Annotated in this window: 17 protein-coding genes and 2 tRNA genes; 6 read left to right on the top strand and 13 right to left on the bottom strand. The window is 68.1% G+C overall.

What is annotated here, in order from left to right:
- Positions 1 to 6: 6 nt before the first annotated feature.
- The gene (locus tag ACTRWB_RS12645) at positions 7 to 978 is read left to right on the top strand and encodes a thymidylate synthase (RefSeq protein WP_446902108.1); all 972 of its coding nucleotides are present in this window, start codon (positions 7 to 9) and stop codon (positions 976 to 978) included.
- A gap of 100 nt (positions 979 to 1078) precedes the next feature.
- On the opposite strand, the gene ACTRWB_RS12640 is transcribed toward ACTRWB_RS12645, so the two are convergent.
- Together ACTRWB_RS12640 and ACTRWB_RS12635 are read right to left on the bottom strand one after the other, a co-directional pair.
- The gene (locus ACTRWB_RS12640; RefSeq protein ID WP_446902107.1) at positions 1079 to 3607 is read right to left on the bottom strand and encodes a DUF6600 domain-containing protein; all 2529 of its coding nucleotides are present in this window, start codon (positions 3605 to 3607) and stop codon (positions 1079 to 1081) included.
- 162 nt (positions 3608 to 3769) lie between these two features.
- A complete protein-coding gene (locus ACTRWB_RS12635) occupies positions 3770 to 4477 on the bottom strand; it encodes an ArsR/SmtB family transcription factor (RefSeq protein WP_129514036.1) in 708 nt (235 codons plus the stop codon).
- A gap of 202 nt (positions 4478 to 4679) precedes the next feature.
- Between ACTRWB_RS12635 and ACTRWB_RS12630 the strand changes: the two genes are divergently transcribed.
- Positions 4680 to 4820: a hypothetical protein gene (locus ACTRWB_RS12630; RefSeq protein ID WP_164991999.1), complete on the top strand. Its 141-nt coding sequence runs from the start codon at positions 4680 to 4682 to the stop codon at positions 4818 to 4820.
- A 130-nt stretch (positions 4821 to 4950) separates the two neighbouring features.
- Entirely contained in the window at positions 4951 to 5463 is a 513-nt protein-coding gene (locus ACTRWB_RS12625; RefSeq protein WP_129514037.1) for an acyl-CoA thioesterase, read from the top strand.
- 46 nt (positions 5464 to 5509) lie between these two features.
- On the opposite strand, the gene fumC is transcribed toward ACTRWB_RS12625, so the two are convergent.
- The 3 genes from fumC to ACTRWB_RS12610 form a co-directional block, all read right to left on the bottom strand.
- Positions 5510 to 6904 (bottom strand): class II fumarate hydratase, encoded by a 1395-nt coding sequence (gene fumC, locus ACTRWB_RS12620; RefSeq protein WP_446902106.1) that lies wholly within the window; start codon positions 6902 to 6904, stop codon positions 5510 to 5512.
- A 145-nt stretch (positions 6905 to 7049) separates the two neighbouring features.
- Positions 7050 to 8438, bottom strand: coding sequence for a multidrug efflux MATE transporter NorM (gene norM / locus ACTRWB_RS12615; RefSeq protein ID WP_129514039.1), 1389 nt, complete (start codon positions 8436 to 8438; stop codon positions 7050 to 7052).
- Between the two features lie 171 nt (positions 8439 to 8609).
- A complete protein-coding gene (locus tag ACTRWB_RS12610) occupies positions 8610 to 8828 on the bottom strand; it encodes an RNA-binding S4 domain-containing protein (protein ID WP_048249584.1) in 219 nt (72 codons plus the stop codon).
- A gap of 270 nt (positions 8829 to 9098) precedes the next feature.
- Between ACTRWB_RS12610 and ACTRWB_RS12605 the strand changes: the two genes are divergently transcribed.
- Positions 9099 to 9500 (top strand): hypothetical protein, encoded by a 402-nt coding sequence (locus ACTRWB_RS12605; protein ID WP_412022237.1) that lies wholly within the window; start codon positions 9099 to 9101, stop codon positions 9498 to 9500.
- Between the two features lie 116 nt (positions 9501 to 9616).
- Here ACTRWB_RS12605 and ACTRWB_RS12600 read toward each other — a convergent pair whose 3' ends face one another.
- The 8 genes from ACTRWB_RS12600 to fdxA all read right to left on the bottom strand — a co-directional run bounded on the left by ACTRWB_RS12600 (position 9617) and on the right by fdxA (position 13987).
- Positions 9617 to 10399 carry a DUF4088 family protein gene (locus ACTRWB_RS12600; RefSeq protein ID WP_048249582.1) on the bottom strand — a complete coding sequence of 261 codons (783 nt, stop codon included), beginning with the start codon at positions 10397 to 10399 and terminating at the stop codon, positions 9617 to 9619.
- Positions 10400 to 10560: 161 nt separating this feature from the next.
- On the bottom strand, positions 10561 to 10899 hold the full coding sequence (locus tag ACTRWB_RS12595; protein WP_048249580.1) for an AzlD domain-containing protein: 339 nt from the start codon (positions 10897 to 10899) through the stop codon (positions 10561 to 10563).
- The gene (locus ACTRWB_RS12590) at positions 10896 to 11663 is read right to left on the bottom strand and encodes an AzlC family ABC transporter permease (protein ID WP_193097898.1); all 768 of its coding nucleotides are present in this window, start codon (positions 11661 to 11663) and stop codon (positions 10896 to 10898) included. Before ACTRWB_RS12590 ends, ACTRWB_RS12595 begins: the two co-directional genes overlap by 4 nt.
- A gap of 115 nt (positions 11664 to 11778) precedes the next feature.
- Positions 11779 to 12678 carry an AraC family transcriptional regulator gene (locus ACTRWB_RS12585; protein ID WP_446902105.1) on the bottom strand — a complete coding sequence of 300 codons (900 nt, stop codon included), beginning with the start codon at positions 12676 to 12678 and terminating at the stop codon, positions 11779 to 11781.
- 62 nt (positions 12679 to 12740) lie between these two features.
- Positions 12741 to 13226: a CreA family protein gene (locus ACTRWB_RS12580; RefSeq protein WP_446902104.1), complete on the bottom strand. Its 486-nt coding sequence runs from the start codon at positions 13224 to 13226 to the stop codon at positions 12741 to 12743.
- 119 nt (positions 13227 to 13345) lie between these two features.
- Positions 13346 to 13421, bottom strand: a tRNA-Asn gene (locus ACTRWB_RS12575).
- Positions 13422 to 13491: 70 nt separating this feature from the next.
- A tRNA-Asn gene (locus tag ACTRWB_RS12570) sits at positions 13492 to 13567 on the bottom strand.
- Between the two features lie 96 nt (positions 13568 to 13663).
- Positions 13664 to 13987 carry a ferredoxin FdxA gene (gene fdxA, locus ACTRWB_RS12565; RefSeq protein ID WP_034183076.1) on the bottom strand — a complete coding sequence of 108 codons (324 nt, stop codon included), beginning with the start codon at positions 13985 to 13987 and terminating at the stop codon, positions 13664 to 13666.
- A 321-nt stretch (positions 13988 to 14308) separates the two neighbouring features.
- On the opposite strand from fdxA, the gene pncB reads away from it, so the two are divergent.
- A complete protein-coding gene (gene pncB / locus ACTRWB_RS12560; protein ID WP_343494990.1) occupies positions 14309 to 15508 on the top strand; it encodes a nicotinate phosphoribosyltransferase in 1200 nt (399 codons plus the stop codon).
- Between the two features lie 88 nt (positions 15509 to 15596).
- On the top strand, positions 15597 to 16259 hold the full coding sequence (locus tag ACTRWB_RS12555; RefSeq protein ID WP_446902103.1) for a LutC/YkgG family protein: 663 nt from the start codon (positions 15597 to 15599) through the stop codon (positions 16257 to 16259).
- The last annotated feature ends 43 nt before the right edge of the window (positions 16260 to 16302 follow it).

Here is a 16302-nt window from a genome sequence, read left to right as displayed (position 1 = left end):
ACCCGCATGAAACAGTACCTCGACCTCGTTCGTACCATTCTCGATACTGGCACCTGGCAGGAGAACCGCACGGGGATCCGCACCATCAGCATGCCGGGCGCGATGCTGCGCTTCGACCTGCAGCAGGGCTTCCCGGCCGTGACGACCAAGAAGCTCGCGTTCAAGTCCGCGATCGGCGAACTGGTCGGTTTCCTGCGTGCATCGCGCAGTGCGGCCGAGTTTCGGGCGCTCGGCTGCAAGGTATGGGACGCGAACGCGAACGCGAACGCGCAGTGGCTTGCGAACCCGTATCGCCAGGGCGTCGACGATCTCGGCGACGTGTACGGCGTGCAATGGCGCCAGTGGCCGGGCTACAAGGTGCTCGACGCGGGCGCCGACGCGCAGATCGCCGATGCGACGCGCCGCGGCTTCCGGATCGTCACGCGTTTCGACGAAGACGGTGCGCCGAAGGTGTTGCTGTACAAGGCGATCGACCAGTTGCGCCAGTGCCTGGACACGATCGTGGAGAACCCGGCCGACCGTCGGATCCTGTTTCACGCATGGAATCCGGCCGTGCTCGATCAGATCGCGCTGCCTGCGTGCCATCTGCTGTACCAGTTCCTGCCGAATGCGACGAAGCGCGAGATCTCGCTGTGCCTGTACATCCGCAGCAACGACGTCGGACTCGGCACGCCGTTCAACCTGACGGAAGGGGCGGCATTGCTGTCGCTCGTTGGCCGGCTGACGGGCTACACGCCGCGCTGGTTCACGTATTTCATCGGCGACGCGCACATCTACGAGAACCAGCTCGACATGCTGCAGCAGCAGCTCACGCGCGAGCCGTATGAAAGCCCGCGGCTCGAGATCGCCGAGCGCGTGCCCGAATACGCGAAGACGGGCGTCTATGCGCCCGAGTGGCTGGAGCAGATCGAGCCGTCCGATTTTTCGCTCGTCGGCTACCGTCACCATGAGCCGCTGACCGCGCCGATGGCGGTCTGATCGCCCGGCTTGGGCGCGCGATTTCATCGATTCGCGCCCGCAGAAACAAGGCCCGACCGGCTGATGCCGGTCGGGCCTTTTTGTTTCATGTTTGCGGCACTTACTGGCGGTGCCGCTCTTCGTGACCGCCTTGCGGCGGCGGGTTGTTCTGGCGCGGTGCCTCGACGTGCGGCGCCGGTTGCGGCCGCGGTTCCACGTGCGGCGCGGGCATCGCCGGCCGCGGCTCCATGCGCGGCGCCTGCGGCTGCGGGCGCGGCATTTCATGCACGGCGGGGGCCGGCGGACGGTACTCGTTCACGCGCGGCGGCGCGACATCGCGGTGCGGCGCGGGCTGCGCGAAGTCGGCGCGCGGTCGCGGTGCCGGGGCGGCCCGTTCCGGTTGCGGCTGTGCATGCTGGGCCGGCGTCGGGATGTCGGGGCGCGGACGCGGCTGCGGCTGCGGAATCTGCGCCGTATTGTCGAACCGCGGTTGCGGCAGCGCGCGCGGCGCTTCGTTCCGGCCGCCGGGCTGCAAGCCCTGCGCGCCCTGCGGGCCCGGCACGCCTTCCTGACGCGGCACCGCCGCGCTGCGCACCGGCGGCAGCGCATTCTGTCCTGCCGCATGCAGCGCGGTCGGCGGGGCGGGGCGCTGACGATCCATCGGCGCGTGCGGCTGCATCCACGCGGGCGACGGCGCCTCGGCCGCGCGCGCATTGCCGATGCCCGGCAGCGCGTTGCCGGCCACCGGCGGATGCGGGACACCGTTGCCGGGCCCGAATGCCTGATGCGGCGCCGGCGTGCCGGGAGCCTGCGGCATGCCGCCGTTCGCGAAGCGCGGTGCATTGGGATTTTCGCCGTTCGCCGGCCGCGCGGCATTCGGCTCGCCCGGCACCGGCGCGCCCGGCCGTGCGGCCTGCACGGCGGGCGGCTGGCCTTCGTGCGACGCCCGCGCCGGTTGCACGACAGGGCCGTGCGGATTCACGAGCTGCACGTTATGCATCGCCCATGCGCCACCGTTCGGGTTGCCCGGAACGCGGACCGGGCGAGCCGCATAATCGGCCGGCACGTTCGTCTTCACGACGGGAGCGCCGGCACCCGGCACGCGCCCGCCTTGCTGCGCGAGGTGAGCGGCGGCCTGGTCGCGATACGCGGCCGGCACGGCGGGATTGCGCGTCGCGACGTACGGATGCTGCGCGATCGCCGCCGGCGGGCGGTAGCTGGCATTGCGCAGCCCGCCGGTAAAGCTCTGGCGCACCGGTGCAATGCCGGGCGTGCCCGACATCACGTGCGCATTGCGCCATTGCTGCGGATCGACGTGCTGCGAGAAGTGCGCGACAGGCTGGCCGTGCACGAACGCGGAGGCCGGTACGGCCGTAATAGCGTGCGGCGCGCGGAAGTTTACGTACGTCTTGTTGATGTTGGTGATATTGGTGATGTTCGTCACGTTCACGGTCTTGTTCACGTTGACGTTGTTCACCACGATGTTGCGGTTCACGCGGTCGTAGTAGTGCGGGCTCCAGCCGCCCCAGCCCGGGTGCCACGCTTCGCCGGGGCCGAGCGCGAACCATGCGCAGCCGGCTGCGGCGACGCCGCCGACCGTGAGCGCGACGCTCCAGTCGGGACCGCCGCCACCGCCCACGAACGCGACGAGCGCCGGCGCATAGACAGGCGGCTGGCTGACGACCATCGGGCCCGGCACCCATGCCCAGCTGTCGTCCACGTATGCCCAGCGGCCGTAGTGATACGGTGCGAAGCCCCACGGGGCGTCATCGACCCACGTCCAGCCCCACGGTGCCTGCCAGATCCAGTGGCCGTCGTGATACGGCGCCCAGTCGGCCGGTGTGTCGTTCGGCACCCATACCGAGCCGTAATTCGGGGTTTCGCGCCACGTGCCGTTCGCGTCGAGATCCTGGTAGCCGGGAATGTCGCGGGACACGTAGCGGGCCGACACCGAGCGCTCCTCGGCCGCGTCGCGGCTGGCGGCCCACTGGTCGAGCGCATCGGGGCCGGGGGCGGCCGATTGCTGCGCGACCTGCAGGTCGGTGCCCGTGAACACGACCTGCTGCCCGGGCGACAGCGGGTACTGCCCGTTGCTGCCGTAGACGGTCGCGCTGCCGCTGCGCACCGTGACCGTCGTGCTCGTGCCGTTCGGTGCGACGTCGACGCGATAGTCGCCGGGGCCCGTGATGCCGAGCGCGAGGTTCGGCGTGTCGATTTCGTACGACCCGCCTGCCGGCAATTCGCGCACGTGCGTCGATACGGTGCCGAGGCCCACTTTCAGCTGCGTCGTCGTGTCGTCGAGGTTCAGCACCGACAGGCTCGTCGAATCGCCGAGCCGCACCGCGGTCGAGCCGATGTGCAGTTCCGAGCGCGCGCCGGCATCGTTCCAGAGCTGGTCGCCGGTCGTCAGCGGCCGGTTCACGGCGGCATACGACCAGGTATCGGTGCCGGCCGGTTCGGTCGTCACGGCGCCCGACAGATAATTGAGCCGCGCGACGCGGCTGGGCGGGTCGCCGCCCGGTTGCCGGGCCGCGGCTGCATACGGCGGGGCATCGGACGATTGCGCGAATGCGGGGGGCAGTGCCGCAAGCGCGACGAACGCGAGCAGCGTGTAGCGGGCGGTTCGCTTGAGCGTGAACAGGGTGGCCATGATGAGCGTCTTCGTCGTTATCGCGGCGCGTCGATTCGTGCCGTTGAGTTCACAATATCCGCTCGGCCTGTTTCAATGCTCTGTGTTTTGTAAGCCGGATGGCACGCGATGTAACAAAACCTGTCCATCGCGCGCCGTTGTCGTGCAGCCGCAATGCCGGCGTCAAGCTGACGTAAGCCACCCGTCGAAAACCTGCTGTCCGGGCACGGTCACCCGCAGCACGCGCGGCCGTGCGGAGCGCTCGATCCAGCCGTGCGCGCAGAAGCTCTCGAGCAGCGCCGCGCCGAGCGCGCCGCCGAGATGCGAGCGCCGCTCGCTCCAGTCGAGACAGCCGCACGCGAAGCGGCGCCGGCGCGTGCGCTGCTGCGCGACGTCGATACCCCATTGCGCGAGCGCCTGGGTGCCGAGTTCGGTGGTCTCGATTTCATTGCCGTCGGCGAGCAGCCAGCCACGCGCGGTGAGCCCGTCGAAGATGCGCACCGCGAGCTCGCCGGCCATGTGGTCGTAGCAGGTGCGCGCATAGCGCAGTTCGGCCGGCACCGTGCGCGACGGCGGCGGAACCGGGCGGTGCGGCGCGGCCGCGCGGGCAACGTTCGCGAGCGCTTCGAGCGACGCCGCGATGTCGGCCGATGCGATGCGGTAGTAGCGGTGCCGGCCGCGCACGTCGAGGGCGAGCAGGCCGCCTTCGGTCAGCCGCGCGAGGTGGGCGCTTGCGGCGGACGGCGACAGCCCCGCGATCATCGTCAGTTCGCCGGCCGGTCGTGCGCTGCCGTCCATCAGCACCCACAGCATCGCGGCGCGCCCGGGGTCGGCGATCAGTGCGCCGATGCGGCTCAGGCCCGGAAAGTGGTGGTCGTCATGATCGGTCATCGTCGTGTCTCGTCAGGCGGGATGAGTTGCAGTGTAGTGGGTGCGGGCATTCGATGTTTCGGATCTGGATGAAATGTCGGATGCAGTGGCGCCGGCGCGGGCACCGTTCATGCGGCGGACCGGAACTGCGACCCGTTGCGGGGCGCGCGTAGAATGGCCTGACGCGGCGGCAGCGGGCCGCCGCATGTGACACGATGCAACGATGAAGACGATTTTCTGTTTGTTGGCGGCCGCGCTCGTGTGTGCGGCCTGTGCGCAGGGCGGCGCGGGTGCGTCCGGCGAGCGGGGCGGCAGCATCGAGATGTACGGGACGATCGACCAGGGCATCACGGTGCGCCGCTGACGGGTGCCAGCGGGGTGCGTTGCGGGTGCGGTTGCCGCAGCCGCGCCACACGGGGCGTACCGCGACGCGTTGCCGCAGCGCAACGTATAATGGCCCGATTACAGTGCCCCTGCCGCCTGGAGCCAACAAGATGTCCCAACCGTCCCCCGTACCGGCCGCCCTCGACCGCACCGAAACCGTATTCCGCTTCCTCGCCGAGCCGTCGTCCGTGAACTTCGGCGGCAAGGTGCATGGCGGCGCGCTGATGAAGTGGATCGACGAGGTCGCGTATGCGTGCGCGGCCGTCTGGTCGAGCCGTTATTGCGTGACGGTCAGCGTCGGCAACATCCGCTTCCAGCGTCCGATCCTGGTCGGCAATCTTGTCGAACTGAAGGCACGCGTCGTCGCGACGGGCCGCACCAGCATGCACATCCATGTGTCCGTGCATGCCGGCGATCCGAAGGGCGGCGTGCTGCGCCAGACGACCGACTGCCTCGTCGTGTTCGTCGCGGTCGACGAGAACGGCAACCCGGTGCCGGTGCCGCCGTTCGTGCCCGAGACGCCCGAGCAGAAGGTGCTCGCGAAGTATGCGGCCGACGTGCGGGCCGCGCTCGACAAGATCGTCGAGATGAAACCCGAAGAGGTCGCGAAGGGCGCGGTCTGACCGCAACGGGCGCCGCGCAGTTCGCGCCGCGCCCATTGCCCTGCCGTTACCGCGATCCGATCATCTGCTCGGGACGCACCCACGCATCGAATTCCGCCTCGGTCAGGTAGCCGAGCGCGAGCGCCGCTGCCTTCAGCGTCGTGCCTTCCTTGTGCGCCTTCTTCGCGATCTGCGCGGACTTGTCGTAGCCGATGTGCGGGTTGAGCGCCGTCACGAGCATCAGCGATTCGTTCAGCAGCAGGTCGATGCGCGTGCGGTTCGGCTCGATGCCCACCGCGCAGTGGTCGTTGAAGCTCCGCGCGCCGTCGGCGAGCAGTCGCACCGACTGCAGCACATTGTGCGCGATCATCGGCCGGAATACGTTCAGTTCGAAATTACCGCTCGCGCCGCCGACGTTGACCGCGACGTCGTTGCCGAACACCTGGCAGCACAGCATCGTCACGGCTTCCGACTGCGTCGGGTTCACCTTGCCCGGCATGATCGAGCTGCCCGGCTCATTCTCCGGAATCGACAACTCGCCGAGACCGCAGCGCGGCCCGCTCGCGAGCCAGCGGACGTCGTTCGCGATTTTCATCAGGCCGGCCGCGACCGTCTTCAATGCACCGTGCGCGAACACCAGCGCGTCGGCGGCCGCCATGACCTCGAACTTGCTCGGCGCCGTCACGAACGGCAGCTTCGCCAGCCGGCCGATTTCGTCGGCGACGCGCACCGCGAACTCCGGATGCGCATTCAGCCCCGTGCCGACCGCGGTGCCGCCGAGTGCAAGTTCGTACAGGTGCGGCAGTGCCGATTCGACGTGGCGGATGCTCTGGTCGAGCTGCGCGACGTAACCGGAAAACTCCTGGCCGAGCGTGAGCGGCGTGGCGTCCTGCAGGTGCGTGCGGCCGATCTTCACGATGTCGGCGAACGCCTTCGACTTCGCGTCGAGCGTCGTGCGCAGCGTGCGCAGTGCCGGCAGCAGGTGGTTGACGATCGCGTACGCGGCCGCGACGTGCATCGCGGTCGGGAACACGTCGTTCGACGACTGGCCGCGGTTCACGTCGTCGTTCGGATGAACCTTGCGCGCTTCGCCGCGCTCGCCGCCCATCAGTTCGCTCGCGCGATTCGCGATCACCTCGTTGAGGTTCATGTTGGTCTGCGTGCCGGAGCCCGTCTGCCACACGGCGAGCGGGAATTCGCGCGGATGCTTGCCGGCGATGATCTCGTCTGCCGCGTCGATGATCGCGCGCGCCTTGTCGTCGGCCAGCACACCGAGCGACTGGTTCACGGCTGCCGCGGCGCGCTTGACGATCGCCAGCGCGTGGATCAGCTCGGGCGACTGCTTCTCGGTCGAGATCCGGAAATTCTGCAGCGAGCGCTCGGTTTGCGCGCCCCAAAGTCGGTCGGCCGGCACGGCGATTTCGCCGAACGTGTCGCGTTCCATCCGAACTGCTTCGTTCATGATGCACTCCTCCTGGAAAGGGGAAAGGCCGCGCGTCGTCGCGCGGCATCAGACGTATCGTGAGGCAGTCGCGCCGCTCGCGCGGCGTCTCGAGGTGTTCAGCCGACAAGCATAGCGCCGGCCGCGATTTTGCGTCGTGTCGCGCTCAGCGCGGCGACGTCGCAAGTGACGCGCTCTTCAGATGAAAGCGCCACGCCATCAGCACGGCCACGCTGGCAAGGCCGGCCGCGAGCCCCCACCAGAGGCCCCGGGCACCGAGGCCCACGTGGAACGCGAACCAGTAGCCGGTCGGAAAACCGATGCCCCAGTAGCCGAGGGTCGCCGCGAGCATCGGGATGCGCGTGTCCTTCAGGCCGCGCAACGCGCCCGACGCGACGGTCTGCGCGCCGTCGACGATCTGGAACACCGCGGCGATGCCGAGCAGCGATGCGGCGAGCGACACGGTGGCCGCGTTCGACGGATCGTCGAGGTTCAGGTACAGGCCGACGATCGCATGCGGCGCGACGATCAGCACGATGCCCGACAGCGTCATGAACGCGACACCGAGGCCAAGTGCGACGAAGCCCGCATGCCGCGCGGCGACGGGCGCCCCGGCGCCGACCCAGTAGCCGACCCGCACGTTGGCGGCCTGGCCGATCGCGAGCGGTACCATGAACGCCACCGACGCGACGTTCAGCGCGATCTGGTGCGCGGCCAGCGACGTCGCACCGAGCACGCCGATGGTCAGGCCGGTTGCGAGGAACAGCGTCGACTCGACCCCGTACGTGATCGCCACCGGCCAGCCGATGCCGATCAGTTCGCCCATCATGGGCAGTTTCGGGCGCGCGGCGGTGACGAAATGACGGAAGCGTTGCCGGCCGTGCAGCAGCCAGATCAGTGCGAGCGCGGTGAGCCAGATCGTGATCGTCGTCGCGACCGCGGAACCGAGGAAGCCGAGGCGCGGCAGCCCGAACGCGCCGTGGATCAGCCCGTAGTTCAGCACGGCATTGACGCCGACGCCGCCGATCGACACCCACAGCAGCCGCTTGGCGGCGCCGATCGCCGGCAGGAACGCGCGCATCAGCCCGACGCCGATCAGGCTGCCGAGTGCCGCGTAGCGCAGGATGCCCGTGTATTCGCCGACGTGATGCGCGAGCAGCGGCGGCTCGTGGAACATCAGCAGGATCGGTTCGGACAGCGACAGCGCGACGATCGCGGGAATCGCGAGCAGCACGGACAGCGCGAAGCCCGTCCAGTAGATGTGCGGCACGCGGTGCTCGGCCTGCGCGCCGCGCGCGTGCGCGACGCTCACGCTGACCGACGACAGCACGCCCTGCAGGATGGTGACGATGACGAAGAAGAAGTTCGCGCCGAGGCCGCCTGCCGCGAGCGAATCGGGGCCGAGCGAACCGAGCAGCACCGTGTCGGTGACGCTCATCGCCATCTGCGAGAGTTGCGCGATCGCGAGGGGTGCGGCGAGGCGCGCGGTATCGGCGGCGTGACTGGACAGGGACGGCGGCGCGGCGGCCGTCCGCGTGAAAGCGGAATGCGACATGGAATGGGCGCTCACACGGGTGCGGGCCCGCGCTGTATGTATTTATTTTGAGAGACGGTTAGCTTACGGCTTTATTCGTACCGTGTCGAACGCGCGCGCCGATGGCCATGTCGCGGACAGGGGGAACCCCAGGGCCGGTTCCCGCTGGTCCGTCATTCGGACGGGCAGGCCCTACGCTTCGCGTACCGCGATGCGCGTGTCGCCCAGCAATACGACCTGGCCCGCGCGGATCTTGCAGGTCTTGCGCAGCTCGACCGCGCCGTCGACTTTCACCGCGCCGGACGCGACGATCAACTTCGCGGTGCCGCCGCTGTCCGCGAGGCCGGTGATCTTGAGAAGGTTGTGCAGCTCGACGTAGTCGCCGGTCAGCGTGAAATCCAGATTGGGCATGACGAGGAAGGTGCGCGTTGCGCGGGAGGAATCGCCCCGCATCATACGGCACCGCGGGCCGGCGCGCGAGCGCGGGCGGCCGCGGCATGCAGTTGTTAAGGACTGTGAGCGATTCGTCAGCAAATGAAACGGTGGGTAACAGTCTGAGAGATTCGAGAACCGGCCGTGCCCGCCGCGGGTCTTTTGTCGTACCTGCTGCGTGTTGCGGCGGGGGACGCGACAGGCCGCATCGCTGCGGTCGGCGCTCACAATTTCTTGAGGAGAATTGCCATGTCCAAGATTCGTACGATGCTGATCGGTGCCGCGCTGACGGCGTTCGCCACTTCGGCCGCGTTTGCCCAGACGGGCACGGCGGCGCAGGGTGCAGCCGGTGCCGGCATGCAGGCGCAGACGCCGGCGGCGGGTGTCGGAGCAGGCGTGCAGGGCAGTGCAGGCGCGAACGCGTCGGGCAATGCGGTGGGCGGCGCAACCGATGCAGTCGGCGCGGCAGCCGATGGCGCGAAGGATACGGCGTCGTCGGCCGTCCACTCGGCCAAGAAGCACACGAAGCATGCCGCGAAGTCGGCCAAGAGCCATGTCGGCTCGGCCAAGGCGAAGGCCGGCGAAGCGACCGAAGGCGGCGCATCGGTCGGCGCGGAGGGCGGTGCATCGGCCCAGGGCGCCACGCAGTAAGCGGTGCCCGGCGCTGTCGCGACGCTCGCCCCGGGCGGCGCCCCGCGACGGCGGTTATCTGACGGCCCGGTTCGTTTCGCTCGAACCGGGCCGTTTTCATGGGTTCATGCGTGCCGTTATGGCCGGCGCTGTCCCTGGCTTTGCCCCTGTCCCTGCGCCGGCCGCGCGGCAGCCGGCGTGAATACGCTGCGCAGCCACACGGCGAGCCGCGCGAACACGTCGTACGGCTCCTCGACGAAGATCTCCGGCTTCAGCAGCCGCAGGTATTCCATGATCTGCTGCGCTTCCTGCTTCTGGAACGAGCCATGCGCGAGCCCGAGCCGCAACAGCCCGCGCAACTCGCCGAGCTTGTCGCGCGCCGTGCTGCCGACGCTCATCTCGCACGCGAGCTTCGCCTCGTAGATCCGTTGCCGCAGCGATTCCGCGAGCCGCCACGCGGGCGTCTGCATCAGTTCCTCGAGCGTCTGGATGTCCTGCGCCGCGCCCTTGATCTGCGCGGCGAGCGGGTCGATCAGCGACGGGTCGCCCTGCGCTTCGGCGACGATCGCCTTCGCCCAGTCGCGGCAAGCCTTCGCGAGTTCGTCGGGAGTCCATTCGGAGCGCGACGCGAAGCCGAAGCCGAATTCGCCGGCCTGCCGCATCAGGATCGCGACGACGTCCGGAAATTCCTTGTCGAGCGTGCGCTTTGCCCACGCATACTGGCCGCCCTGCAGCATCCGCTGCACGGCGTGCTCGGTCAGCGGCACCATGTTGTCGAGCAGTTTGGCGCGCAGGAAATCCTCGAACGACGGCGTCGCGAACTGCGGGTCGAGTTTCAGCGACACGCGAACGAACGCGTCGTAGTCCTTGCGCAGGGACTCGAGCGTGTCGTCCTTGAGGGAAAGGGTGATCTGGCCCATGAATCTTCTCGATGGCGGCCCGCGCAAGCCGACGGCCGGCACGGCGCACCGGGGCGGGCGCAGCGTCGACTGACCGGTGCGCGCCGAGGCCGGTGGCGGGTCTTCATTCCCTTTATCGGCGCGCCGGACGAAAACTTGAGCGCGCGTGGCCGAGCGTTCGCTCAGGCGGGCAGCCAGTGCGGCAGCACGATCCCTTGCCAGAAAAAGAACACCGCGAGCCCCGCTGCGATCGTGACGAGCGGGCGGCGGGTCGCCGCCGACACCAGCACGGCGGCGAGCGCGCCGACGAGCTGCGGATTGCGCCAGGTCAGCTCGGCCGTGCCGCCGTGCGGCGAGACGGTCATCGGCACGATGATCGCGGTCAGCACGGTGACGGGCACGAAGCCGAGTGCGGTCCGCACGAGCGGCGGAAAGGCCAGCCGCTCGCCGAACAGGAACAGCGTCGAGCGGATCGCGTACGTGATGACGGCCATCCCGAGAATCAGCAGCGCGTAGTTCACGATGCGGCCTCCGTGCGCGAGCCGGCGCGTGCGCGTTCGTGGAGCAGTGTGAGCGCGACGCCGATCGCGACGCCGGCGGCGACTGCGCCGAGCAACCCGAGCTTGTACGGCCAGCCCTGCCAGAAGTACGCGAGCGTGCCGGCCGTCGCGGCCGCCGCGAAATAACGCAGCGTGCCGAGCTGCGGGACGACGATCGCGATGAAGGTTGCGGCCATCGCGAAGTCGAGGCCGAGCGACTGCAGGCCCGGGAAGGCCGCGCCGAAGCCGATGCCCGCGAGTGTCCAGACCTGCCAGTTCAGGTACATCGCGAGACCGGACCCGAAGAAATAGTGGGGGCCGATCGTGCCGGGCGCGAAGTGCCGGTAGTGTGCATAGGCGACCGCGAACACCTCGTCGGTCATCAGCGCGCCGAGCGTCGCGCGCCAGCGCAGCGGCAGGTGCGCGACATAGGGCGCGAGCGTCGCGCTGTACAGCAGGTGGCGCAGGTTCACGATCAACGTCGTCGCGAGTACGACGACGAAGCTCGCGCTGCCCGCGATCAGGCCGAGCGCGATGAACTGCGCGGAGCCCGCGAACACCGCGAGCGACATCAGCGCGCCGTGCCATGCGGCGAGCGGGCCGCCGCCGACGAGCGTGCCGAAAATCACGCCGAACGGCGCCGCGCCGATCATCATCGGGATCGTGTCGCGCGCACCGTCGAGCCATTCGTTCAGCGGGCGGCGAGGGGGTGACGCGGGTGTCGGGTTCGAAGAGCGCTTTTCCATGAACTGCAGGATAGCGGGCCGGCGGGGTGCCGGCTTGTATGTTCTTGCGCTCGCGGGGGCGTGGCAGCGCTGCCGGTATCGCGGCCGCCGGATGCGGGGTGCGCGATGCCGCGTGTCAGCTTGCCTGCCAGCGCCCTGGCGGCACACCGAACATCCGTTTGAAATGCCGGGTGAAGTGACTCTGGTCGACGAAGCCGCTGGCCGCCGCGACATCGGCGACGGGCACGCCCGCGCGCAGCGGCGCCAGCGCGCGCTGCAGGCGCAACTGGTTGCGCCATGCATGCGGTGGCATGCCGGTCGTGCGGGTGAACAGGCGCGCCGCGTGGAACGGCGACAGGCCGGCTGCTTGCGCGACTTCGTCGAGTGTCACGGTGCACGTGAGGTCGGCGGCGAGCCGCTCGCGCATCGCGTCGACGCGCGGTTCGTCCGCGGCGAGCGGCGCCGGTCGCGGCAGCGCGTCGGCATGGCGGACGATCAGCGTCGACAGCGCGTCGAGCATCGCCATTTCGGCGGCGAGCGGATCGTAGATGCGGGGTGCGTTGGATGCCGGATCGTCGGCCGCCTGCCCGTGCGCATGCGAGGACAGGGCGCGCTCGCTGCCGGCTTCCATCATCCGGTGCGCAAGCGTGAGCCGGGCTGCGAGATCGGCGTCTCGAATCACGTCGGGGGCAAACCACGGTGCATCCTGCGGGCGGCCCGCGATCGCACTCGTGAGTGCGCGGATGAATTCGACCGGCATGTAGCTCACGCGGTAGCACCAGCCTTCGTCGGCCGCGCGCGAACCCGTATGCACTTCGCCGGGATTGATCACGGGCACGGTGCCCGTTTCGGCGACATAACCGCTGCCGCGATAGGTGAAGCGTTCCGCGCCTTCGAGAATCACGGGAATCGTGTACGCGTCGTGCCAGTGGGGTGCGAACGTGTGGTCGCGATAGGTGGCCGTGACGAGATCCGCATCCGGCAGCAGCGGCGTGCGCCAGTAGCGTGCGGAGTCGGGAAGACGGGTGGCGGACATGATCGGGCGCGGGAGCGGTCGAACCGACAGTGTATCGCTCGCGCGCCCGTCCGGTGCGGGCCTTACTTGACCGGAATCGTCGGGCCGGCCGGCATCGGCACCGCGGTGACGGCGTTCTTCGGGCTGCCGCTGACGATGCGGTCGCTGTAGGTCAGGTAGACGATCGTGTTGCGTTTCTTGTCGACCACGCGCACGACGTGCAGCGTCTTGAAGATGAACGACATGCGCTCGCTGAACACGTCGGTCTGCTGCTTGAGCGGTTCCTTGAAGCTGATCGGGCCGACCTGCCGGCACGCGATCGACGCTTCGCTCGGATCCTCGGCGACGCCGAGCGTACCCTTGATCCCGCCCGTGCGTGCGCGCGACACGTAGCAGGTCACGCCCTGGACGACCGGATCGTCATACGCTTCGACGACCACGCGGTCGGAGCCCGTTACGCGGAAATGGGTGTTGACGCTGCCGACTTCCTCCGCGTGCGCGAGCGGTGCCGCGGCGAATGCGGAAAGCAGGAGGGCGAGGGGGGCGCAGGAAAGGAGACGATGCTTCATCGATGGAACCGGATACGGATGCGGGACGAAGACTCTAGCATGCGCACGGCCGGGCCACGAAAGGCGGAAGGGCGGCCGGAAAAACAAAAGGCCCGTCGAATGACGGGCCTTTCGCTGTCTGGCTCCCCGACCTGGGCTCGAACCAGGGACCTACGGATTAACAGTCCGGCGCTCTACCGACTGAGCTATCGGGGAATAAATCGGTACATCTGCGTTTGCGTCACCAGCAAAAAGCCCGTTCAATTTCAACGGGCATTTGCGTTTTTGGCTCCCCGACCTGGGCTCGAACCAGGGACCTACGGATTAACAGTCCGGCGCTCTACCGACTGAGCTATCGGGGAACAAACAGCAGAGAAACGAGATTGTATGGAGTGTTGGCTAACCTGTCAATACCTTTGGGCCGTAGCGAACAAAAAATTTCTGCGGCCGCCGCGCGATCAGCGCTCGAGCAGGTGCAGCTTGTCCTGCACGTCCTTCCACTCGTCCGCATCGGCCGGTGCCGGCTTGGTCTTCGTGATCGACGGCCAGCCCTTTGCCAGCTCGGCGTTCAGCTCGGTGAACTGCTGCTGGTCGCCCGGAACGTCCTCTTCGGCATAGATCGCATTGGTCGGGCATTCGGCGACGCACACGGCGCAGTCGATGCACTCGTCCGGATCGATGGCGAGAAAGTTGGGACCTTCACGGAAGCAATCCACCGGGCACACATCCACGCAGTCCGTGTATTTGCACTTGATGCAGCCTTCGGTCACAACGTGAGTCATTAAAACGCTCCTGCTTGGCGGTATATATGGGGTGGCGTTTGCGCCAAAAGCGGCATTGTAACTGAAGCGCAAAACCCGCATGCCGTGGTCGGCTATCCGGCTTATATCGTTTCGTGATTAGTTTATGGGGCCCCGCCCAGGGGGGGGCCGCTTAAGGGCCGAAGGGGCGCGCCACCGGGCACCCGCGCACCATGCGCCGGCACGACGAGGCGGCAGGCGGTTTCCCGATGGTCGGGCACGCATTCGGGTAACATGGCCGACAGACCGGGCGGCGCGCGGTGCGCCGGGGCCCTGTCACGATATTGGCGGTGCCGTAAAAACATGATCATCACTTCGCTGCTCGACACGGATCTCTACAAGTTCACGATGATGCAGGTCGTCCTGCATCACTTTCCCGCTGCAAGCGTCGAATACCGTTTTCGGTGCCGCACGCCCGGCGTCGATCTCGTTCCGTATATCGACGAGATCCGCGACGAGGTGCGCGGCCTGTGCTCGCTGCGTTTTACCGACGTCGAACTCGACTACCTGCGGCGGATGCGCTTCATCAAAAGCGATTTCGTCGACTTCCTCGCGCTGTTCCACCTGAACGAGAAGTACATCTCGATCACGCCGTCGCCGAAGGGCAACGGCGAGATCGACATCGAGATCACGGGGCCGTGGCTGCACACGATCCTGTTCGAGATCCCGGTGCTCGCGATCGTCAACGAGGTCTATTTCCGCAACACGCAGCGCGAGCCCGACTATCGCGAAGGCCGCGAGCGACTGCGCGAGAAGATCAAGCTGCTCGGCGCGAAACCCGAGTTCGCCGACTGCAAGATCGCCGACTACGGTACGCGCCGGCGCTTCTCGAAGGTCTGGCACGAAGAGGTCGCGCTCACGCTGCGCGACGGCCTCGGCCCGCAGTTCGCGGGCACGAGCAACGTGCTGTACGCAATGAAGCACGACATCACGCCGCTCGGCACGATGGCTCACGAGTACCTGCAGGCGTGCCAGGCGCTCGGCCCGCGGTTGCGCGATTCGCAGATCTACGGCTTCGAGATGTGGGCGAAGGAATATCGCGGCGACCTCGGGATCGCACTGTCGGACGTCTACGGGATGGATGCGTTCCTGAACGACTTCGACATGTACTTCTGCAAGCTGTTCGACGGCGCGCGCCACGATTCGGGCGATCCGTTCGAGTGGGGCGAGCGGATGCTGCGCCATTACGAGGCGAACCGTTGCGACCCGCGCACCAAGGTGCTGGTGTTCTCGGACGCGCTCGACATCCCGAAGGTCATGCAGCTGTACGAACGATTCCGCGGCCGCTGCAAGCTCGCGTTCGGCGTCGGCACGAACCTCACCAACGATCTCGGCTACGTGCCGCTGCAGATCGTGATCAAGATGGTCCGCTGCAACGGCCAGCCGGTCGCGAAGCTGTCGGATTCGCCGGGCAAGAGCATGTGCGACGACAAGGCGTATCTCGCGTACCTGCGCCAGGTGTTCGGCATCGCGCAGCCGGTCGAGGAAGACGCGTCGAAGTGAGCGTCGGCCGGACGGCCAAAGCTGCGGTGCGGCGAGGGCGGCCGGTATAATCCGACGGTATCGCCCGCCAACGTCACGAGGACCGTTCATGGACACTTCCGCTGCCCGTCGCCAGATCCTCGCGCGCATCCGCGCGGCGCAGGGGCGCGCGGCCGAACCCGACGCAGCGGAGCACGACGGCGTCGCCGACTATCTCGCCCGTCATCCGCAAGGCCCGCGCCCGCCGGCGTCGGCCGATCTCGTCGCCGCATTCGTCGAAGAAGCGGCGCGTCTGTCGACGACGGTCGACGAAGTCGCGACGCTTGCCGACGCACCCGCCGCCGCCGCGCGTTATCTGTCCGCTCACGGCCTGCCGATGCAGGCCATCGCATGGCGCACACTGGCCGATCTCGACTGGGCGGGCGCAGGCCTGTCGGTCGAATGCCGCAAGCCGCGCGACGGCGATCTCGTCGGCCTCACCGGCTGTTTTTGCGCGACCGCCGAAACGGGCTCGCTGGTGCTGCTGTCCGGCCCCGATACCTATGCGTCGGCCGGCCTGCTGCCGGAGACGCACATCGCGATCGTGCCCGCGTCGCGGATCGTCGCCGGTCATGAAGACGCGTTCGCGCTGATCCGCGCGGAGCGCGGCGAATTGCCGCGCGCGGTCAATTTCGTGTCGGGCCCGTCGCGCACGGGCGACATCGAGCAGACCATCGTACTGGGCGCGCACGGCCCGTACCGCGTTCACGCGATCGTCGTACGGGGCGCATGACGCACCCGCAGCATCCACTACCACTCGAACAAGGAAGTTCTGC

The sequence above is a fragment of the Burkholderia sp. YIM B11467 genome (assembly GCF_052952715.1).
Note: the sequence above shows the minus strand (reverse complement) of the source record. Positions and strands in the feature narration are given on the sequence as shown.